Source organism: Anaerobutyricum soehngenii (assembly GCF_009697165.1).
GTDB classification, from domain to species: Bacteria; Bacillota; Clostridia; order Lachnospirales; family Lachnospiraceae; genus Anaerobutyricum; species Anaerobutyricum soehngenii.
This window is the reverse complement of the sequence record NZ_VULP01000015.1, coordinates 1-23,049: the sequence shown is the minus strand read 5'-3', so window position 1 is coordinate 23,049 and position 23,049 is coordinate 1. Positions and strand designations below refer to the sequence as shown.

Genomic DNA, 23,049 nt, shown 5'->3' with positions numbered 1-23,049 from the left:
TGTGGATAACTTTGTGGATAGGTGGGTAAAACTCGATATTTTGGGGAGAAAACTGGTCAAAAAGGGTGATGAGTTCCAAGATATAGGTGTGAACTTACAAAAATACAATGTGGACAAAATGTAAACAACTTGGGGAAAACCTCAAAACTCCCTCAGAAAAAAATTTAAAATTGTGGATAATGTGGATAACTTATTCTGGATACCTATCGAGCCAGAGAAAGCTTCCAAAAAGAAAAGATACCCTATCTCTGTGGCATTAGAACGAGGATTGAATGCGAGCGTTTAAATGAACATTCAACCCACAGTGACAGAGCCATAGATATAGGGTATCTTTTTTAGGAAACATCTACTTTATCTGTTAATAGTTTAGAACTTATTTTTCAGCCAGAAGTTCCTCTCCGATTTCTACGACATTTCCTGCGCCCATCGTAATCAGGAGGTCATGTCCTTTTACGTGAGCCTTTACGAAATCTTTGATTTCTTCGAAGCTTGGGAAATAATGTACGTCCTGTCCATCTTCCTGTAAAAGCTTCATAACATCTCTAGAAGAAACTTCTCCGGTATCTACTTCTCTTGCGGCATAAATATCAGCTAAAATCACATGATCTGCCTGCTCTAAAGCCTTTGCAAACTCAGGGAGAAACGCCTTTGTACGGGTGTATGTATGAGGCTGGAAGATAACCCAGAGTTCATCATGCGGATAATCCTTTGCAGCAGATAAAGTAGCGCGGATTTCTGTTGGATGATGTGCATAATCGTCAATTACAGTTACATCGCCAAGAGAACCTTTGTATTCAAAACGACGGTGTGTGCCGCCAAAGGATAAAAGACCTTTGCGGATCGTATCGAAAGGAAGACCGATTGCTTCTGTACATGCGATGGCAGCTAAAGAGTTCATAACATTGTGGCGGCCTTTTACTTTTAAAGCGATACGGCCCTTTTCCTGTCCATGTGCGATAAGGTTATAAGAAGCATTTCCCTCTTTATCAAATGTAATATCTGCTGCAGTGTAATCATTGTCAGGGTTTAAACCAAAAGTAACGTGCTTCTGGCTAAGACCGTTTAAGATGAAGTCTGTGTGGTCCATATCTCCGTTAATAATGATAAGTCCGTCTTTTGCAGTCTGAGAAGCGAACTTATGGAAAGAATTCTTAATATCTTCAATATCCTTAAAGAAATCCATATGGTCTTCTTCTACATTTAAGATAATAGAATATAATGGATAAAATTCAAGGAAACTGTTCGTATATTCACATGCTTCCGTAAGGAAGAGGTCAGAATGGCCGACACGAATATTTCCACCGATACGGTCTAACATACCTCCGACACTGACCGTAGGATCGGTATCTGCCTGAAGAAGAATGTGAGTAAGCATAGAAGTTGTTGTTGTCTTTCCATGTGTTCCGGCAACGGCGATAGACTTCGCAAAGTTTGCCATGATCTGTCCAAGGAGAGCTGCACGGGTCATCATAGGGATTCCTTTATTCTTTGCAGCAGCAAATTCTTCGTTAGATTCGTGAATGGCAGCAGTATAAACAACAAGATCGATATCATTGGTAATATTCTCTGCTTTCTGTCCGATAACAACCTTTGCACCTGTTTCTTCAAGATGCTTTGTCATGTCGGAAGCCTGCATATCAGAACCGGTCACTGTGAAATGTCTGTTTAATAAAATTTCGGCAAGACCGCTCATGCTGATGCCGCCAATACCGATAAAATGAACATGAATCGGCTTTTGAAAATCAATTGTATACATATTTACCTCCAGTGCCACAAGATGTGTCCCAGAAAATCCGTCATATAGGACTTAGTGAGTACATATAAATAAATATGGCGAAAAAAATCAGTTTAATTATTAAAAAGTCGTTTATAGTATAGCGCACAGATAAACGAGATTCAAGAAAGAATTGCGATACTTAAGGTCTCTTCTGTACACATCTTATAGTAAGGGTACCAGGGTATCTTGAAAAATTCCCAAAACAGCCAGTAATAGGGCACTTTTCATTATAATGTCCTATTGTTTTCGTGGGATTTCTACATTTAAATGTAAAAGATAACCATATGGGCAATACAAAATATATAAAAAAATAAAAAATATATTTTGTTTTTTGTGCTAAACTGCTTTCCATTTGGGAATTTCAGTGCTATAATAAGTATTATGTGACAAAGGGGTGATTATTATGATAAAAAAAGAAATGATAGCAATGCTCTTAGCTGGTGGACAAGGAAGCCGTCTTGGCGTACTAACCTCTAAATTAGCGAAACCGGCAGTAGCATTCGGCGGAAAGTATAAAATCATTGATTTTCCGTTAAGTAACTGTATTAACTCTGGAATCGACACAGTAGGTGTTCTTACCCAGTATCAGCCATTAAGACTGAACCAGCACATCGGTATCGGTATTCCTTGGGATTTGGATCGTAATATAGGTGGGGTATCTATTCTTCCTCCATACGAGAAGAGTCAGAATACGGACTGGTATACAGGAACAGCGAACGCGATTTATCAGAACATGGAATTCATGGAGTACTACCATCCGGATTATGTAATTATTCTTGGTGGAGACCATATTTATAAGATGGATTACGAACTGATGCTTGAATTCCATAAGAAGAACAATGCGCAGATCACACTGGCTACTTATGAAGTACCTTGGGAAGATGCCAGCCGTTTTGGTCTTGTAATCACAGATGAGAATAATCAGATTCTCGAATTTGAAGAGAAACCAGCTAACCCAAGAAGTAATAAAGCATCCATGGGTATTTATATCTTTAACTGGGAAGTATTAAAGGAAGCTCTGGAAACTTTATCTGAACAGCCGGGCTGTGACTTTGGTATGCACGTAATTCCTTACTGCCATAAGCGTGGTGATAAGATTATGGCTTACAACTATCAGGGTTACTGGAAAGACGTAGGAACACTTTCCGCATACTGGGAAGCAAACATGGAATTAATTGATATTATACCTGAATTTAATCTTTACGAAGAATTCTGGAGAATATACACAAAGACAGATATTATTCCACCACAGTATTTCTCAGCAGACTCTAAGGTGAATTCCTGTATCGTCGGAGACGGAACAGAAATTTACGGAGAGATTTCCAACTCTGTTATCGGAGCTGGTGTTGTTATCGAGGAAGGTGCAGTAGTTACGAACTCTATTATTATGAATAATACCGTAATCAAGAAGGGCGCTAAGGTAGAGAAGTCTATCATCGCAGAGCGTGTAGAAGTTGGAGAGAACACAGAACTTGGTGTATTTGAAGAAGCAGAGAACAAGTATAAACCGAATGTTTACAGTGGCGGATTAGTTACTATAGGTGAAGGTTCTGTTATCCCAGCCAACGTTAAGATTGGTAAGAATGTCGCAATCGTAGGAAAGACAACAGCAGAGGATTATCCGGAAGGCATTCTGGCAAGCGGCGAATCCATTATCAGATAGTAGAGGGCAGGTGACATAAATGAAGTCTATAGGTATTATTTTAGCAGGCGGTAATAATAACAGAATCGGAAGATTATCCGATAAGCGTGCGATCGCAGCCCTTCCTGTAGCAGGAAGTTATCGTGCGATTGATTTTACATTAAGTAATATGAGCAATTCACGTGTATCTAAAGTAGCGGTATTACCACAGTTTAATGCCCGCTCTTTAAATGAACATTTAAGCTCAAGTAAGTGGTGGGATTTCGGAAGAAAGCAGGGGGGACTTTATGTTTTCACTCCTACTGTTACAAAGAATAACAACTCCTGGTATCAGGGTACAGCAGATGCTCTTTACCAGAATATTGATTTCCTTAAGAGGAGCCATGAGCCTTATGTAATTATTGCAACAGGTGATGGCGTATACAAGATGGATTACGGTAAGGTTCTTGAAGCTCATATCGCTAAGAACGCAGATATTACTGTCGTTTACACAACACTGAAAGATACAGATGATGATCTGACACGTTTTGGTGTTCTTAAGTTAGATGAGAACGAAAGAATCACAGAGTTTGAAGAGAAACCACTTGTTGCTTCTTCTAATAATGTTTCTATCGGTGTTTATGTGATCAGAAGACGTCATCTGATCGAGATTCTTGAGCGTTGTGCAAGAGAAGACAGACACGATTTTGTACAGGATGTACTTGTTCGTTATAGAAATGTCCGTAAGATTTACGGTTATAAGCTTGATACATATTGGAGAAATATTGCAACAGTAGATTCTTATTATAAGACAAATATGGATTTCCTGAAGAAGGACGTAAGAGATTACTTCTTCAAACAGTATCCGGATGTATACTCTAAAGTAGACGATCTGCCACCAGCAAAGTATAATGCAGGAGCAGAAGTGAAGAACAGTATTATTTCTTCCGGTTGTATTGTTAACGGTAAAGTTGAGAATTCTATCATCTTTAAAGACGTATACATTGGAAATAATTGTACAATCAAGAACTCCATCATTTTGAATGATGTATATATCGGAGATGACTCCTATATTGAAAACTGTATTGTAGAGAGTAGAGATACTCTCCGTCCAGGAACGAACTATGTCGGAACCGATGATGAGATTAAGATTGTAATTGAGAAGAATGTGCGGTACATTCTGTAAGTAGTAATAACATTATTGGGAGGACAGGTCATGCAGATTACCGATATAAGAATCAGAAAGATAGCAAAAGAAGGAAAGATGAAAGCGGTTGTATCCGTAACATTTGATAACGCGTTTGTTGTACACGATATCAAAGTGATTGAAGGAGAAAAGGGCTTATTTATCGCAATGCCAAGCCGCAAAGCATCTGATGGGGAGTATCGTGATATCGCACATCCGATTAATTCTGATACTCGTGACATCATCCAGAAAAGTATTCTTCAGGAATACGAAGCAATCATGGCCTCGGGGGAAGAGGAAACAGTAGGAGAAGCAGAGGTAGCATTATAAATATAACTGTAGCAAAACTTAGAAGATAAAGGGGCTGACGCAAAACGGCTCTTAACCTTATAGCAGGAATTTCTGTATAATATATGGAATTCCTGCTATATTTTTATGAAGATTTTTGAAAATTGCAAGAGTCGTTTTGCTATTCGAAAAATTTTCTTTTTAGAAAATGCATAATCTATGATATACTAAAAAACATATGTTGTGATTACATGTATGGAGGATTAGATACATTGAATACAAATAAAATATTTGCAGGCTTTTTTAATTTCTTTCGCAAATGGAAGGTAAAGAAGAATCAGATCACCCTCGTGGAGAAGTTAAACACCGGTGGAACAGGAAGCCTGTTTGAGATAAAAAATGAATGTGAAAAAAGAGGGTTACCTTTTCATTTTAATATTATCACGCATGCAGATTATGAAGTGAGTCCACGTAATCTGGGAGGCTTGCTAAAGCTTTTTACTATAAAGGCTTTTCGAATGGCGACTTCATCCCATATTTTTTTGAATGACAATTTTTTGCCGCTTGGATATATGAAGCTGTCGGATGAGACAAAGGTAGTTCAGCTTTGGCATGGGATGGGATCTTTTAAGAAGTTTGGCGGTTCTTCTGAAACGGATCCGGCAGTGTTAAAAGAGTTAGAAGCAGCAACCCAAAATACAGATCATATACTGGCAAGTTCTAAAAATATCAGAGATAATTATGCAGAGGCTTTTATAGCACCGAAAGAAAAGGTAATCTGTATCGGATGCCCACAGGTGGACTATTTTTTCAGAAAGCATGATATTGCTGCGTGGAAGGAAGAACTTAGTGAACAATATCCGGAAATGAAAGGAAAGAAGCTTGTTCTTTATGCACCGACTTTTCGTGGGGAGGAAGAACATGATAAAAAGCTTTTAGAAGCGTTTGATTTTGATGCATTTCAGAAAGAACTTGGGGAAGACTATTTCTTAATGGTACGTCTTCATCCACAGATTCAGTCTGCCAAAGTACCTGAAACGGTAGCAAATATGACCGATTATCCGAATGTCCGTAAGCTGCTTTGCATGACGGACATTTTAATTGCGGACTATTCTTCGATTGCAGTAGAATATTCTCTTTTAAACCGTCCGATCATCCTTTATGCATTTGACAAAGACTGGTATTTAAGTAAAGACCGAGGTTTTTATTTTGATTATGAAAAGACAGCACCCGGTCCGATCGTAGAAAATATGCAGGATTTGATTGACTGCATGAAAAATGAGCAGTGGGATTTGAAAAAAGTAGAAAGCTTTGCGCATTTGCATAATGATTATTTTGATGACAAATCTGCGGAGAGAGTGGTAGACTATTATTTTGGCAATGGCAAAAAGCTGCCGAATTCTGTGTCAGAACCGGAACCAGTATCGTCCGAAGCATCGCAGAAAGAAGAATCCTGATAGCATCAGTCAGAATATATTCGATAACGCTTCTGGTAAGGGGCAAAACGGAAAGCTTCCGGAAAAGTGGGCAACACAGGATGCCGAGGCAGCCGTAAGTTCCTGGGAATCGGAGCGTAAAAAGCAAAGAAAAAAGCAGCAGCAAAAAGTAAAAATGCAGGAACAGTTAGAGAGACAAAGACAGAAGCAAGAAGAAAAACAAGAAGAGAAACAAAAGGAACAGACACTACAAAATCGAGAAAAAACAAACACAGAAGAAATAAAATCAGGAAAGGAACATAGAATGAAAGTAATTGTAGGATTAGGGAATCCAACAGATCAGTATAAAGGAACAAGACACAATGTAGGATATATGGCGATCGACCGTATCGCAGAGGCAAACAGAATCAATATGAATCAGCATAAGTTCAAAGCAATGGTAGGGAGTGGCTTCATTGGCGGCAGTAAAGTACTTCTTGTAAAACCGTTAACGTATATGAATTTAAGCGGGGAGAGTCTTCGTCCGATCATGGATTTTTATAAGCTGGATTTAAGCGATATCCTTGTAATTTATGACGATATCAGTTTAGAACCCGGCATGCTCCGCCTGCGCACGAAGGGAAGTGCCGGTGGGCATAACGGAATGAAGAGTATTATCAAACATTTAGGTGGAGACACTTTTCCACGAATTCGTGTCGGTATTGGCGGGGAAAAACATCCGGGACAGGATCTTGCAGACTATGTACTGGGACATTTTAAAGACGATGAAAAAGAATTACTCGCAGAGTCTTTAGACAAGGCAGAAAAAGCAGCAGAACTTTTTGCACAGGATGAATTCGCAGAAGCAATGAACAAATATAGTGTAGGAAAGAAGAAGAGAAAAACTTTGGAATAGAGAGAAAATATTTTTCTATACTTGATTTTTAGAAGACCACGCTCTAGAATGCAACAGAAAAGTGCAACAACCAAAATGAAAGGAGGTATCATGAAAACTTTATCTAACCCTCTTTTAAAATTTGATACTTATATTGATATGAAAACTGCAATGGAAAAGAAGGCTTATCCCATTGTCCTGAATGGTTGTGTTGATTCTCAGAAAGCACATTTTATTCCAAACCTTGGAGAGGACTTCCCATGTCGGCTTGTACTGACTTATAAAGAAGATAAGGCGAAAGAACTCTATCAGGATTTACGTTTTTTTGATTCTAATACCGTTCTATATCCTTCAAGAGATGTACTGTTTTATAGCGCGGATGTACACAGTAATCATATCGAGAGGCAGCGAATGGATATCTTAAAGAAGCTTATGGCGGGAGAGCCGCTGACGATCGTTGCCTGTCTAGATGTGCTTATGGAGAAAATGATTCCCCTTGAGGACTTTAAGGAACACTGTCTTACGATTGATTTTGAATCGATCATTGATACAGATGCACTTAAATTAAAACTTTCGGAGCTTGGTTATGAGAACAGTGGTCTGGTGGAATCACCCGGACAGTTCGGTATTCGGGGTGGGATTATCGACATTTTCCCACTTACAGAAGATCTGCCGGTTCGAATAGAACTGTGGGGAGATGAAGTGGATTCGCTCCGTTCTTTTGATACAGAAACGCAGAGAAGTGTAGAAAAGCTAGAAAAAGTTCAAATATATCCAGCAACAGAAATGATTCTTTCAAGGCATAAGATTGGCGATGCAGTCCGTCGTATGAAGGAAGAATACAAGAAACAGGAAGAAGTATTAAAAAAGCAGAAGCGCCTTACAGAAAAAGAACGTCTCCGCAAGATGACGATACGAACAGAAGAAGAACTTCTTTCTTTTGGAACAGCAGAAGGAAGCGAAGCCCTGCTATCTTATTTTTATGAGAAAACAGTATCCCTGCTTGAATATTTACCGGAAAATACATTATTTTTTCTGGACGAACCGCATCGTATTCTAGAAAAAGGAAAGACATATGAAGAAGAATTTTTCCTCTGTATGCAAAGCCGTTTAGAAGGTGGATATGTTCTGCCGGGACAGGCAGATCTGCTGTTTGGCTATGAAGAGATTTTATCAAAAGTGATGGCGAAGCCACTTATTTTACTAAGTTCCGTCATTCAGGATTATGCCTTTTATAAACCAAAAACAATCTGCGATATCGAAGTAAAATCTATTTTTTCATATAACAATAGCTTTGACCAGTTAATAAAAGATTTAGAACACTGGAAAAAGGAAAATTATCGTATCCTTCTGCTTTCCTCCTCAACAACAAGAGCAAAACGTCTTGCAGAAAACATCAAAGATTACGGACTCCTTGCGTATTTTGCTGCAGATTTTAACCGGATGATCGAGCCGGGTGAGATTATGGTTGCAAGCGGCCGCCTTGAAAACGGATTTGAATATCCGGCAATCCGGTTTGTTGTTTTATCAGAGAAAGACATTTTTAAAGAAAGAAAAGTAAAAAAGAAAAAGAAAAAAAGCCAGTACAGCGGGCAGAAAATCAATTCTCTTTCTGAAATTTCCGTAGGAGATTACGTTGTTCATGAAAGATATGGACTTGGTATTTACCGCGGAATGGAAAAAATAGAGGCCGACGGAATTACAAAGGATTACATCAATATTGAATACAAAGATGCCAGCAACCTTTTTATCCCCGCTTCCCAGCTTGAACTGATCCAGAAGTACTCCAGTCTGAGTGCGAGAAAGCCAAAACTCAATAAGTTAGGCGGTACCGAATGGGAAAAAACAAAGAGCAGAGTACGCTCACAGGTACAGATTGCTGCTCAGGATTTAGTGAAGCTCTACGCAGAAAGGCAGGCAAAAGAAGGATATTCCTATGGAAAAGATACCATCTGGCAAAAAGAATTTGAAGAATTATTTCCATATGAGGAAACAGAAGATCAGTTAAATGCGATCGAAGATACAAAGCGGGACATGGAGAGCCACCGCATAATGGATCGGCTGATATGCGGAGATGTTGGTTACGGCAAGACCGAAGTTGCCATACGTGCGGCATTCAAAGCAGTCATGGACAGCAAACAAGTCGTTTATCTTGTCCCGACAACTATTTTAGCACAGCAGCATTATAATTCATTTAAGGAAAGAATGGAACATTACCCAATCGAGATCGCCATGCTTTCCCGCTTCTGTACGCCAAAAGAACAGAAACGTATTTTAGGCGGTCTGAAAAATGGAAGCATTGATATTGTGATCGGTACACATAAAGTTCTCTCAAAAAGCATCAAATATAAAAATCTTGGTCTTCTCATCATTGATGAAGAACAGCGTTTTGGTGTAAAACAAAAAGAAAAAATCAAACAATTAAAAAAAGATGTAGATGTACTGGCATTATCTGCAACCCCGATTCCAAGAACCCTGCATATGAGCCTTGCCGGAATCCGCGACATGAGTGTCCTCGAAGTTCCCCCGGTAGACCGCCGGGCCATTCAGACCTATGTCATGGAATATAATGAAGAACTTGTTCGAGAGGCAATCGAGAGAGAGCTTGGCAGAGGCGGACAGGTATACTATGTATACAATCGAGTCAACAACATAGATGAAGTCGCAGCGCAGCTACAAAAACTGCTTCCCGATGCAACCGTAGAATACGCACATGGACAGATGGGAGAACGTCAGTTAGAAAGTATTATGACCGGCTTTATCAACAAAGAAATCGATGTACTAGTATCGACAACAATTATTGAAACTGGACTAGATATCCCAAACGTCAACACAATGATCATTCAGGATGCCCAGTTATTCGGCCTCTCGCAGCTTTACCAGTTAAGAGGTCGTGTCGGTCGTTCCAACCGAACCGCCTACGCCTTCCTAATGTATCGAAGGAACTCCGTTTTAAAAGAAGAAGCAGAAAAACGCTTAAAAGCCATTCGTGAATTCACCGACTTAGGAAGCGGCTTCAAAATTGCCATGCGCGACCTTGAAATCCGCGGCGCCGGAAACCTTCTTGGCGCAGAACAATCCGGTCATATGGAATCTGTAGGATACGACCTCTACTGCAAAATGTTAAACGAAGCCGTCTTAACAATGAAAGGCGAACAACAAGAAGTCGATACCTTTACCACATCCATTGATCTGTCCATCAACGCCTATATACCGGAAACTTACATCAAAAGCGAAGCAGAAAAACTTTCCTGGTATAAACGAATCGCAGCCATTGAAACAGAAGAAGAATATGAGGATATGATCGAAGAACTGACCGATCGCTACGGAGACCCGCCAAAACCACTCCTCAGCCTTATGGACGTAGCACTCCTTCGAGAAGAAGCACATCAGGCATGGCTCCTTTCCATCGAACAAAAAGGAAGCAAGATTCTCTTCACCATGAACCCACGCGCCAAAGTCCGCGTAGAAGAAATCGATGACTTCCTCAAGCAGTATCGCAATAAAATGAAAATAAAACCAGAAGCTAACCCGGTATTCGTATTTGAATCCGAAGGAACACTCAAAAAAGAATTACTTGCAAAAGTACGGGAAATTATAAAAAATATTCATAAGCTAGAAAAATAGACGAAAACAGACGAAAAGCAGAAATTTACTATAAAAGAAAATGTGAAGATAGTCGCTTTGTAGAAAATGCCTGACCGGCATTTTTACTTGCTCCGACATCACATTTTCTTTTATAGTAAATTTCTGCTTTTCTGTTTTTGGGCGAATTAAAACTCATATTCGAGTGATTTATAACGTATAGATTGCATTCTCACATTTTTTGGAGACAACACAAGTCCTTTCAGGGATTGGATTACACAGAAAAAAGAATAAAGCCGATATCCCAGATGCGGCTTCGGAGCGTGTTTAAGATGCGGATGAGCATCTTAAATACAGCGACTACAGAGCAGATGGGATATCGGCTTTATTCTTTTTTCGTCTATTCAACCCATCAAATCACAAGTTACATTTTTATGAAGATTTTATGAAGCTTTTGCAAAAGGCTATCTAAATCTCTTTTGGTATGTTATGATGTATATATATTGGAGGAGATTCATGTAAATTGAAACGAAAGCGAGAAGGAGCGATTTATATATGAATATATCATTTTATCTGATTCCTAAAAGTGAAGTAACATACATACATCAGGAAGATACCGTAGCACAGGCATTACGCCTCATTCATAAGCATGGGTATCAGGCGGTTCCGGTTATTGATAAAGAAGGACATTATGTCGGAACGATTTCGGAAGGAGATTTTCTCTGGAATCTGATCGAAGAGTATCACATGGATATGGAAGTGATGAGAAAGTCTCATGTGGAGTCTATGCGTCTTCGCTGGGATTATAAAGCAGTAAGTATTGATGCAGATATCGCACAGTTAGATAAGCACATTCTTAATCAGAACTTTGTTCCGGTTGTGGACGGGCGTAACGTATTTATCGGGATCATTACGAGAAAAGAGATTATTAAGGAATTATTGAAGCAGAAGAACAGTAATGTGATTCAGAAGAGTCCACTGGTAGAACAGCGTGCGGACAGTGCGCAGCAGGCAGGACAGGCTTTTCATTAATACACAGAATTATTTCGAGAATGTTTTGGTGTTCTCAAAATAATTGCATATAATCATATAATTAAGTAATAAGGAGATTTTTACATGGCAGATTTACCACAGTCTTTTCTTGATTCTATGAAGGAGATTTTAGAAGAAGATTATGAAGCGTTTCTTGCCGGATTTGACGGACAGAGACAGTATGGTCTGCGGGTGAATACTTTAAAGATGAACTTGGAGGAATTCGAAAGAATTGCTCCTTTTCATTTGAAAAAGGTTCCGTGGATTTCAAATGGATATTTTTATGAGGCAGAAGATGTACCGGCAAAGCACCCATTTTACAGTGCCGGACTTTATTATTTACAGGAACCGAGTGCGATGACTCCGGCATCAAGACTTAAGGTGCAGCCGGGCGAGCGGGTTCTTGATCTGTGTGCGGCACCGGGAGGGAAGGCAACGGAACTTGGAGCAGCCTTACAGGGAGAAGGCCTTCTGGTGGCAAATGATATTAATACAGCAAGAGCGAGAGCACTACTTCGTAATCTTGAGCTATTTGGTATTTCTAATAGCTTTGTGACGAATGAGCCACCGCATGTGCTTGCGGAGAGATTCCCGGAATTTTTTCACAAGATTATGGTGGATGCGCCTTGTTCTGGTGAAGGAATGTTTCGAAAGAATCCGGCGGTTGTGGATTCCTGGCAGGAAAAAGGACCGGAATATTTTTCAAAACTGCAGCGGGAAATCATTGTACAGGCGGCAGATATGCTGCTTCCAGGCGGCATGATGTTTTATTCTACCTGTACATTTTCACCATTGGAAAATGAAAAGACGATCACACATCTTTTAAAGGAACGCCCGGATATGGAAGTTATTCCGATGGAAGATTATGAAGGCTTTGCAGAAGGACTGACCTCCTACAGAGGAGAAGTTTTCGATGAAAGCTGTAAGCTTTGCCGCAGAATCTGGCCACATAAGATGTCCGGAGAGGGGCATTTTATGGCACTTCTTCATAAAAAGAACGGTACACAGCAGCAAGTACAACAGACAGTCTCGCAAAGTTCTATCTGGTGGGAAAAGTGCAAAGGCTTAAATAAAGAACAAAAAGCAGCCGCAGAAGACTTTTTCTCCCATGTAAATATCGCATATGATGAGAAGCGAATCGATGTGCGAGGAGATAATCTGTACTATCTTCCAGCACCAAAATACGATGGACGAGGATTACATTTCCTTAGAAATGGACTCTTCATGGGCGAATTTAAAAAGAAAAGATTTGAACCATCTCAGCCATTTGCCCTGGCACTCCACGCACAGGACTTTGATCAGGTACTTGACTTCCCGGCAGACGATGAACGCCTGTCACGTTATCTTCGCGGAGAAACCCTCGATGTAAGCGACTTGATCGCCGGCGAAAAGAAACGAAAAGGCTGGCAGCTAGTCATGGTGGCAGGACATCCATTAGGATTTGGAAAACTCGTAAACAATAATCTGAAAAATAAATATCCTGCGGGATGGAGAAAGAATAATTAACTATTTCATTTGTTTGGAAAAAACAGACGAAAAAAGAAACCATACCATATCCCATCTGCTCTGTAGTCGCTGTGCTTAAGATGCTCATCCGCATCTTAAACCTGCTCCGAAGCCGCATCTGGGATATGGTATGGTTTCTTTTTTCTGTGTTTTGGCTCCAGAAGGAAGGAATGTAATAGTCTTTGGAGAGAGAAGGGGAGAAATCAGAAGCCTCCTGCTTGCTCGAAAGGTATACCGTCCAGAAGATTAGGAGCTTTCTTTAACTTATTATCATTGACAGCATCGCGAAGACAGTATCAGAATAAGCTACGACCTTCTGTCCCCTTCCCCATCTCCCTCCCAAAGACTATTGAACATATTTCTTCTGGAGCCAACAAGCAGAAAATAAATTCTACTAAGAAAATTAAGTAAAAAAGATAGAGAATTTAAGATAATTAAGCATTATTTTTTTCCGTACAATCTGACTGTCACAATATAATAAAATTTCACCCGGACAGCTAAAAAAATTAAGTTAAAACTGACATTGACTTACTGGTTAAAAAGTGCAAAAATAAATGCATGAAAAGCAAGGGCGCTGAAACATAATCGTTTTGGCGTCCATTTTTTATTTTATAGAAATTTATAAAATAAAAACACTTCGCGAGTGAGAAAGCATTTTCTTGAAAAAGCAGGAAAGACCTGCAAAAAAAGTTAGGAGTGAAAAGTATGGATATGAGTGTTTGGTACCTTTTAGGTGCAGTATTAGTATTTTTTATGCAGTGTGGTTTTGCGATGGTGGAAACAGGATTCACCAGAGCGAAAAATGCCGGAAATATCATTATGAAGAATCTGATGGACTTCTGTATTGGAACGGTCGTATTCTTCGTTCTTGGTTACGGTATTATGAACAGTGAAAATTATTTCTTTGGACTGATCGGAAGACCGGAATATCAGATGTTCACAGACTTTGCAAACTTTGACTGGTCTAATTTCTTCTTCCAGTTAGTATTTTGTGCAACGGCAGCAACAATCGTTTCCGGAGCAATGGCAGAAAGAACAAAGTTCTCTACATATTGTATTTATTCCGCAGTTATCAGTGCAATCGTATACCCGATTGAAGCTGGATGGGTATGGAACAGTGCAGGATGGCTCGCAAAATTAGGCTATGTTGATTTTGCAGGTTCTTCTGTAATTCATATGGTCGGTGGTATTGCTTCTGTTATCGGTGCCGCAATGCTTGGACCTCGTATTGGTAAATATACAAAAGGAAAAGATGGAAAAGTTGTTGTAAATGCATTTCCGGGACATTCCCTTACACTTGGCGCACTTGGATGCTTTATCTTATGGTTTGCATGGTATGGATTCAACGGTGCAGCAGCATCAGATCCTGCACAGTTAGCACAGATTCTTGGAACAACAACTATCGCACCGGCAGTAGCAACTTTTGCCTGTATGCTGTTTACATGGATTAGAAATGGAGCACCTGATGTTTCCATGTGTCTGAATGCTTCTTTAGCAGGTCTTGTAGGTATCACAGCCGGCTGTGCGAATGTAGATGCCGTTGGTGCAACAATTATCGGACTTGTTGATGGTATTCTTGTAGTAATAGTTGTAGAATTTATTGACCAGAAATTAAAAATTGATGACCCGGTAGGTGCCGTAGCCGTTCATGGATGTAATGGTCTTTGGGGTACAGTAGCAGTCGGACTTTTCGATTATAACAATGGTGTATTCTATGGCGGCGGATTCCACCAGCTTGGAGTACAGGTACTTGGTGTTGTATGTATCGCAGCATACACAGCAGTTGCAATGACAATTGTATTTACGATTCTTAAGCATACAATAGGACTTCGTGTCAGTGCAGAAGAAGAAATCATGGGCCTTGATATCGCAGAACATGATCTTGCATCAGCATACGCCGACTTCCTTCCAATTTCCGCAACAACAATGGGCGGTGTAACAACAGAAACAATCGATGTAACCGACTTAAGAGACAAGAAACTCGCTCCAATCATCGGCGGTGCAAAAGAAGCTGGCGGACGTTATACAAAACTTACAATTATGTGTAAAGAAGACCGTTTTGCCATTTTAAAAGATGCCATGAGCCAGATTGGTGTAACAGGTATGACAGTATCCCATGTAATGGGTTGTGGAACACAGAAAGGAAAAACTGGACAGTATCGTGGTGTTAAGATTGATATGAACCTTCTACCACAGCTTCAGGTAGATATTGTCGTATCTACAGTACCACCGGAATTAGTTGTAGAAGCCGCAAAGAAAGCACTTTACACCGGCGAGTACGGCGATGGTAAGATCTTCCTTTATGATGTAGAAAATGTAGTAAGAATCCGAACAAATGAAACAGGAATCGCAGCCCTTGATAATGATGTAGCTCATTAGATTCGTTGAGAGAAAAACAGACGAAACAGACGAAAAAAGAAATAATGCCATATCCCATCTGCTCTGTAGTCGCTGGATTTAAGATGCTTATCCGCATCTTAAATCCGCTCCGAAGCCGCATCTGGGATATGGCATTATTTCTTTTTTCTGTGTTTTGGCTCCGGAAGGAATGAATATAAAAGCAGTAGACATCTGTCGCCTCATCCTTAATCGCTCCCAAAGACTATTGAATTCATTCACGTGGAGCCAATAAACAGAAAATAAAAAGAACAGACCATTGTAAATGTAATGTGAGAGCAAGTAAAAATGGCGGGCAGGAATATTTTCTGAGTAGCAGTAGCCTTCTGCCGCCTCCCCCTTAATCGCGCCCAAAGACTATTGAATTCATTCCTTCTGGAGCCAACAAACAGAAAATAAAAAAAATAGACCATTGCAAATGTAATGTGAGAGCAAGTAAAAATGGCGGGCAGGAATACTTTCTGAGTAGCAGTAGCCTTCTGCCGCCTCCCCCTTAATCGCGCCCAAAGACTATTACATTCATTCCTTCTGGGGTCAAAACGCAGAAAATAAAAAGAATAGACTATAACAAATGTAATGTAAGAGCAAGTAAAAATGCCGAACAGGCATTTTCTACGCAGTGATATCTTTACATTTGTTATAGTCTATTCTTTTTATTTTCGTTTGTTTTCTCTAATGAATAAAATAGTAAAATAGTGTATACTTTGAGATATCATTTTAAAGGCATTAGAAAGGCAAAAGATAAGATGCGATATTTCGATATTAAAAAGTGGCTATGGTTAGCGGGTGTTCTATATACGTTTCTGCAAGGATATACATTTTATACAAGGAGAGAGGGAGAGGCGGCAGTCGGCTGTGCTTTACTCTGTGCTATTTGTATTTATCAGTTTATTAGACGTTTATGTACCTTGTATTATCTTCATATGACAATGAAAAGAATAGATAAGCTGAGTGGACGGGCATTTGAGCGGTATTTAACTATTCAGTTCCGGCATCTTGGATATCGTGTGAAACTCACAAGTTACAGTCATGATTACGGGGCAGATCTTGTTCTTCGTAAATGGGGAAAAAAGACGGTTGTTCAGGCAAAGCGTTATGAAAGGAATGTTGGGATTGCTGCCGTACAGGAAGTTGTCGGTTCTATTGCGTACTATAAGGCAGATAATGCCATGGTGGTTACAAATAGTAATTTTACGAAAAGTGCCAGAAATCTTGCCCACCGGAATGAAGTGGAATTGTGGGGAAGAAAGGAGATACAAAAAAAGTTCCATATAAAAGAATGATTGAGAAACATATGACAGAAACATACGACAAAAGAATTTCCTATTATACTCATTGTAAAGATATCACAGCGAGAAGAATGCCAGAAAGCATCCTTCTCTTGCTCTCACATTACAATGAGTATAATAGGAAATTCTTTTGTCTGTTTGTTTATTAATTGATGTGATACTAGGGTTAAAAGTTCAGAATACCGTTTGCCTTCAATATCTTGATTGATTCGTAAAATAAAAAAGCCAGCCAATGAAGGCTGGTTTTTTAAAAGAGAGGAAAGTATGAAAAAAATCTATCAAAAATAAGTTGTTGTTTTTGATGGTTTTATGATACCGGAAATTTGTGAACAGTCTGTGAGAAAAAAATGGAGAAAACCTGACGAAAAAGGAACAGTTATCTGTGATGTGGGGAATAAGCTGGTTTTGAAAGGTGTTTGATCTTGTACTTTGGGTTTGTGAAAAGAGTAAATATTCTGAAAATTATAAATAAAACATAATAAAAACTAAAAAGAATCGGATTCAAAGAATAAAATTAGAAAATCAATAAAAAATACAAAAATAGTGTTGACAAAATAAGAACTCTGCATTATAATACAGACATAAACAAAGAACGGACGGCACAGTCCATCATATAGATTTTGAAATTAGAGGTTTTGCTTTTATCATGAAAAAGAGGTGAGAGTGCAAACAGATTAAAATTAATTTCAGAATTTAAATAAGTCAGAAGGAGGTACAGACCACCAAAAACATAATTTTTATTTAGGAAACGATATTATAACAGGAGGTACAGACCACCAGAAAGTTAAGTTAAGATTCAAGAAACGATACTAACCAGGAGGTACGGACCAACAAAAACTTAAGCTAAGACTCGAAACGATACTATAGCAGGAGGTACAGACCACCAAACAGTTAAGTTAAGATTTAAGAAACGATACTAAACCAGGAGGTACGGACCAACAAAAACTTAAGCTAAGACTCGAAACGATACTATAGCAGGAGGTACAGACCACCAAACAGTTAAGTTAAGATTTAAGAAACGATACTAACCAGGAGGTACGGACCAACAAAAACATAAGTTTTAGAATTTAAGTGAGATTGCAGATTTAAAGATTCGAAGATTGTGAGTGATAATATCAGATAGATAGCACTTTAGGTAGTAGTAGGAAGAAGAATTGAAGAATCTAGGAATCAGCTTAGAATTCAAAGGAATAATCGCCCAAAGTTGAGATGAATCATATGACCGGAGATTTTAAGGAATCAGAAGTAAGTGTATTAAGAATCATAATCCTTTTGTAGAAGATAGAAGGAATGACTGATTACAATACAAACTGTGGATGGTTAGCTTAAAGTTAAAAGGGAAACAGGAGGTATAGTCCGTTGGACATAATTGAAAATTCAAATTACTAGAGAGAGCATCTAGAATAGTAGTCGAGGTGCTCTCTTTTTTGCTGTGCAGAAAAATATAAATATAGTACAATGAATCTTAAGAGATGGACGATACGATTCAGTAAAGGAAGTGACATGAGCGCTGTGATGCAAAAAGTACGACAGAAACAACAAAAACAACGGAAACAAACACAACGAAAACAACAACCACAGGAACAAATACAACAGAAAAAACAAAGGAATTGGAATCAAGTTATTTTTGCGGGGCTGGTTATCGCTGCGCTGCTATGCCGTATTGTAGGGAAGGTAAGCCCTAGATATCTTTTTTGGGGGATTTTACGAACCTTGATATATATTGGATTATATATTGGGTGGGGAATCAGTATTCATAAGCGGGTCGTTCAAAAAGCGGCGAAAAATACACTGATTTTTATATCGGGGTTAATGATTTTCTGGTTTGTTGTACGCAGTATAAAGTATTTTTTTGCGATGGATGTAAATGTAGAGCGTTATTTATGGTACAGCTATTACCTGCCGATGCTGTTTATTCCGCAGGCGGCGGTACAGACAGCAGTTCTGCTTGGGCAGCCGGAAGAGTACATTTTGCCGAAGTGGTTAAAGTTTTTATATGTTCCTACAACGCTCTGTTTTTTATTGGTATTGTCAAATGATTTTCATCAGTGTGTGTTTTCTTTTGCGGCAGGAGAGGTATGGACGGATAAAGGCTACCGCTATGCGTGGGGATATTATATTGTGCTGTTGTGGGAAGTTGTCTGCGCGGTGGCTGCGTTTGCTTTAATGGTTTATAAGTGCCGGCTGTCTCAGAGAAAGAAATATTTGCCGGTGATCGGAATCGGTATTTCTATTCTTTATGCGATTATTTATGCAAGCGGTGCAGAGTGGATGCAGGTTATTGGTGGAGATATTACAGCGGCGTTATGCCTGATGTTTGTATGTATATTTGAGAGTTGTATTTACTGTGGGTTGATTCAGACGAATACAGGGTATGAAGAACTATTTGAAGTATGTACGATGGGAGCGCAGATTACGGATCGAAATTATCGTGTCCGGTATACTTCTGCTAATGCAATGGAGCTTTCGGAAGCGGTGATGAGGGAAGCGGAGAAGGGAGGCGTTGTTGTTGATAAGAAGACGCTGATCCAAAACAGACCGATTCAGGGCGGACATATTTTATGGCAGGAAGATATTGAATATATTATTATGCTGCTTGAAAGAATGGAAGAGAACAGGAAAACAATAGAGGAGAGTAATTGTCTGGAACAGGAGAATTATCAGACAAAGGCAAAGATTAATATGCTACGGGAAAAGAATCGTTTATATGATAAGTTACAGACGCAGACTGCCGGACAGATCGGGCTGTTAAATGAGCTGCTTAGCCGATACGAAGTGGAGGAAGATCTGGTAAAGAGCCGCAGGCTGCTTGCGAAGATCAGTGTGATCGGAACATACATAAAAAGATATGGAAATTTGATTTTTATTGGAGAAAGAGCAGAGATATCCGATGTTGCGGAGCTTGGAGCTTGTCTGGAAGAGTCTTTTAGCAGTTTAAAGATAATGGGGATAGAATGTGCCCTGACTGCTCCTGCGGGTGAGCGCATTTATGTGCGGGATGCGGTTCGTATTTATAGTTTTTTTGAATCAATAGTAGAAGCCAGCATGGATTCTATTCAGTTTATGTGGGTGAAGATTCGTCCTTGTGGAGAAGAACTGATTGTTTGTATGGAAGTAGAAAGTGAAGCGAATCTGAGCTCATTTTTTGACAAGACAGAGAAAGGCGAGTGTGAAGACGGTGTATGGAAATTTACATTTACTGTAAAAAAGGCAGGTGAAAAGTAATGCAGACATTCTATCTTTCATATAAGGCAATGCAGACGCTGTTAATGACAGCGGTGCTGCTCAGCTTGATCGTCACCTTATTTTTGCTTCTTATGTTTTATGATATGCGGATAGATAAAAGAAGATGGCATTGGAATATTTTTGCATTTCTATTCTTGTTTTTCCTGTTGAATCATCTGGCGTATTCATTTGGGCAGATAGATAAGGGGGAAAACTATTATGAAGTGCTGCCTGTTCCGATCTGGGTAATCTGGTGCATTGTCAGCATCATTGATTTTTTACTTATCTGGGAAGGTATCCGGCTGAGAAGGATAACAAAGGAGCAAGTGGGACAGAATTCTATACAAGAAGCGATGAACCTTCTTCCGATAGGCATTTGCTATTTTAACTCCAATGGTGCAGTGAAGCTTGCCAATACGCAGATGTATCGGCTTTTCCGGGTTCTTGCGCATAGAGATCTGCAGAAACTCAGCGAATTGCGGGATGCTCTTCATACGAGTACGCAAAATGGTGTGACCAGACTCACAGATAAAAAAGAGATGTACCTTTTTCCTGATGGAAAGGCGTGGGATTACCAGGAAAATGAAGTAAAAGATAGCGATGGAAATGTGTATACAGAAGCTGTTTTTATGGATATTACAAAGCAATATCATGAAAAAATAAATTTGACAAAGCAGACGGAAAAGTTAAAAAAAATCTCAAAAGAACTCCGCTATCTTTCGGACAATGTACTGATCTTGACAAGGGAAAGAGAAGTGCTTGCCGCGAAGACAAAGCTGCATGATCAGATGGGAGCGGGACTGACGGCTATCCGGCAGAGCTTAATGCAGGAGAGTGCAGATTACAGCGATGCGGTCAGATTACTCCGCCAGGCGGTAAATGCAATCTGGAACGATAATCAGTACCCGTTAGATGAAGGAGAATTTGAAAGATTTCTGCAGGATGCGAAAACGCTTGGCGTAAAGATAGAGTGCCTTGGTTCTCTGCCAAAGGACGAAGAGTACGCCAATATATATATACTTGCTATGAGAGAGTGTCTGACGAATGGCGTCTGTCACGCCGGTGCGACAGAACTTTCTATCGCAATGCAGGAAAATAATGATTTTTATCGTATTCGTATTACAAATAATGGGGTGGCGCCGGAAAAAGAAGTTGTTCCCCAAGGAGGACTATATAACCTTTCCCGGCATATATTTGATTATAGTGGGGAAATGCATATACAATCCATGCCGTATTTTGCATTGACAATAACATTTCAAAAGGAGAGGGAGAGTAAGGAGAAAGAATGAAAAAGGTATTGATCGTAGAGGATCAGAGGATGCCTCGAGAAAATATGGAAAGAATACTTTTAGATAGTGGGAAATACGCACTTTCCGCCAGTGTAAATGGAGCAGATGTTGCGCTTGCTGTATGCAGACGGGAGAAAATCGACCTGATTTTGATGGACGTATGTACAGCCGGGAATAAAGATGGTATAGAAGCGGCAGCAGAAATCAAAGCAGAATTCCCGGATATAAAAATAATTATCGTCACTTCCATGGTTGAAGTCGGCTATTTAAAAAGAGCAAAGGAAGCGAAAGTTGACAGCTTCTGGTATAAAGATATCAGCCCGGAGAACCTCATTGATGTCATAGAACAAACGATGGCGGGAGAACACATTTTCCCGGATAAAACACCGAGTGTAAAGCTGGGGCTTGCGGACAGTTCAGAACTTACTGCCAAAGAAATCGAGGTGCTGCGCTTCGTCTGCGAAGGACTGGAATATAGTGAAATTGCTGAACGAATGCATATATCCCAGAGAACAGTAAAGTTTCATGTATCCAATATTTTATCCAAAACCGGCTATGCCAATAAAACACGACTTGCAATCGCAGTCACCAATAAAAACTTTATTATTCCAAGCAGTCCGGAAAAAAATCCACCTTCTTTGTGAAGAAAACCTGTACTTAAGGACAGTGTGAAAAATGAGCATATTTGTTATAATTTTCTTAGAAAACTTAATGGTTTAAAAACGACACTCCCGCAACTTCGTTGGAGAATAAACAGGAGGGATCATTATGAAAAAAGAGAGAACGAGACGAATATGTAACTATTTCATGAAGGGATTATTGTTATGTGCTTTGGTGTTTGGGTTCTGGTTTATGGCAGATGCCGGGGTGAATGCTAGCGAAAATAATATTAAAATTGACGGAACCGGTAATGTAGAAATAGTCTCTTTATCACGAAAGGATGATGATGAGATAAATTATTTGAATGTAACGAATTCTACAGGAAAAGCAATCAAAGTAACTTTTGAGGATACCACTCCTTCTACTGCCTCCAAAAAAGGAGAAATATGGGTAGGTAATCATCGTTATCAATGGGGTAAGAGCGTACGGAATTTTATTTATATGTATCCTGGACAGACTATAAAGAGAGCTTGTAAAGTCGAGTTTGGTGTGTATGATCGTAGAGCTGAAACGAGCATTACTGTTAAAGCAGAAGTTTTACCGAAAGCACAATATATAAAAACGAAAGAGCAGTCTTTTGCTCCTGCAAAATCCAAAGCATTAAAAATTCTATTATCCGGTATGCAGTACAGTCTTTATGATGGTATTACCTATGGTATAGAAAGTATGGATAAAAATGGTATCAGTGCAGATGTTAAACCAGGGGAAGATGAACGTTGGTATAAGTTTGATGTTAAGGATAGAGCAGTAATTAATCGTACACGGTAAATCATGAGTACCATGACACAACTCTTTTCCTATGAGATAATAACCCCAGGAGGTTATGTTATGGATAAAATCACACACAAAGTACGCTGTGAACAATGGACAGCTATCATCAATGA

Annotated in this window: 15 protein-coding genes; 14 read left to right on the top strand and 1 reads right to left on the bottom strand. The window is 39.4% G+C overall.

Annotation, left to right across the window (positions count from 1 at the left end):
* Positions 1-373: 373 nt before the first annotated feature.
* Positions 374-1,756 (bottom strand): UDP-N-acetylmuramate--L-alanine ligase, encoded by a 1,383-nt coding sequence (gene murC / locus FYJ25_RS08295; RefSeq protein WP_154581033.1) that lies wholly within the window; start codon positions 1,754-1,756, stop codon positions 374-376.
* A 424-nt stretch (positions 1,757-2,180) separates the two neighbouring features.
* On the opposite strand from murC, the gene FYJ25_RS08290 reads away from it, so the two are divergent.
* The 14 genes from FYJ25_RS08290 to FYJ25_RS08225 all read left to right on the top strand — a co-directional run bounded on the left by FYJ25_RS08290 (position 2,181) and on the right by FYJ25_RS08225 (position 22,933).
* Positions 2,181-3,440 (top strand): glucose-1-phosphate adenylyltransferase, encoded by a 1,260-nt coding sequence (locus tag FYJ25_RS08290; protein ID WP_154581032.1) that lies wholly within the window; start codon positions 2,181-2,183, stop codon positions 3,438-3,440.
* Between the two features lie 19 nt (positions 3,441-3,459).
* Positions 3,460-4,584 carry a glucose-1-phosphate adenylyltransferase subunit GlgD gene (gene glgD, locus FYJ25_RS08285; RefSeq protein ID WP_147607955.1) on the top strand — a complete coding sequence of 375 codons (1,125 nt, stop codon included), beginning with the start codon at positions 3,460-3,462 and terminating at the stop codon, positions 4,582-4,584.
* 30 nt (positions 4,585-4,614) lie between these two features.
* Positions 4,615-4,914, top strand: coding sequence for a septation regulator SpoVG (spoVG, locus tag FYJ25_RS08280; protein ID WP_021906930.1), 300 nt, complete (start codon positions 4,615-4,617; stop codon positions 4,912-4,914).
* A gap of 230 nt (positions 4,915-5,144) precedes the next feature.
* Positions 5,145-6,329: a CDP-glycerol glycerophosphotransferase family protein gene (locus FYJ25_RS08275; protein WP_167513795.1), complete on the top strand. Its 1,185-nt coding sequence runs from the start codon at positions 5,145-5,147 to the stop codon at positions 6,327-6,329.
* Between the two features lie 283 nt (positions 6,330-6,612).
* Entirely contained in the window at positions 6,613-7,203 is a 591-nt protein-coding gene (gene pth / locus FYJ25_RS15155) for an aminoacyl-tRNA hydrolase (protein ID WP_154581054.1), read from the top strand.
* A 90-nt stretch (positions 7,204-7,293) separates the two neighbouring features.
* Complete coding sequence (gene mfd / locus FYJ25_RS08265; protein WP_243145716.1) at positions 7,294-10,809, top strand: transcription-repair coupling factor; 3,516 nt, start codon at positions 7,294-7,296, stop codon at positions 10,807-10,809.
* A 513-nt stretch (positions 10,810-11,322) separates the two neighbouring features.
* Positions 11,323-11,799, top strand: a complete 477-nt coding sequence (locus FYJ25_RS08260; RefSeq protein WP_096241374.1) for a CBS domain-containing protein — start codon at positions 11,323-11,325, stop codon at positions 11,797-11,799.
* A gap of 84 nt (positions 11,800-11,883) precedes the next feature.
* Complete coding sequence (locus tag FYJ25_RS08255) at positions 11,884-13,305, top strand: RsmF rRNA methyltransferase first C-terminal domain-containing protein (RefSeq protein ID WP_096241373.1); 1,422 nt, start codon at positions 11,884-11,886, stop codon at positions 13,303-13,305.
* A gap of 705 nt (positions 13,306-14,010) precedes the next feature.
* Complete coding sequence (locus tag FYJ25_RS08250; RefSeq protein WP_154581029.1) at positions 14,011-15,684, top strand: ammonium transporter; 1,674 nt, start codon at positions 14,011-14,013, stop codon at positions 15,682-15,684.
* Between the two features lie 764 nt (positions 15,685-16,448).
* Positions 16,449-16,985 carry a restriction endonuclease gene (locus FYJ25_RS08245; RefSeq protein ID WP_096241371.1) on the top strand — a complete coding sequence of 179 codons (537 nt, stop codon included), beginning with the start codon at positions 16,449-16,451 and terminating at the stop codon, positions 16,983-16,985.
* Positions 16,986-18,494: 1,509 nt separating this feature from the next.
* The gene (locus FYJ25_RS08240; protein WP_243145715.1) at positions 18,495-20,216 is read left to right on the top strand and encodes a histidine kinase N-terminal 7TM domain-containing protein; all 1,722 of its coding nucleotides are present in this window, start codon (positions 18,495-18,497) and stop codon (positions 20,214-20,216) included.
* Positions 20,216-21,505: a sensor histidine kinase gene (locus FYJ25_RS08235; RefSeq protein WP_154581028.1), complete on the top strand. Its 1,290-nt coding sequence runs from the start codon at positions 20,216-20,218 to the stop codon at positions 21,503-21,505. Before FYJ25_RS08240 ends, FYJ25_RS08235 begins: the two co-directional genes overlap by 1 nt.
* Positions 21,502-22,149: a response regulator transcription factor gene (locus FYJ25_RS08230; RefSeq protein WP_021906771.1), complete on the top strand. Its 648-nt coding sequence runs from the start codon at positions 21,502-21,504 to the stop codon at positions 22,147-22,149. Before FYJ25_RS08235 ends, FYJ25_RS08230 begins: the two co-directional genes overlap by 4 nt.
* A 124-nt stretch (positions 22,150-22,273) precedes the next feature.
* On the top strand, positions 22,274-22,933 hold the full coding sequence (locus FYJ25_RS08225) for a hypothetical protein (RefSeq protein ID WP_154581027.1): 660 nt from the start codon (positions 22,274-22,276) through the stop codon (positions 22,931-22,933).
* The last annotated feature ends 116 nt before the right edge of the window (positions 22,934-23,049 follow it).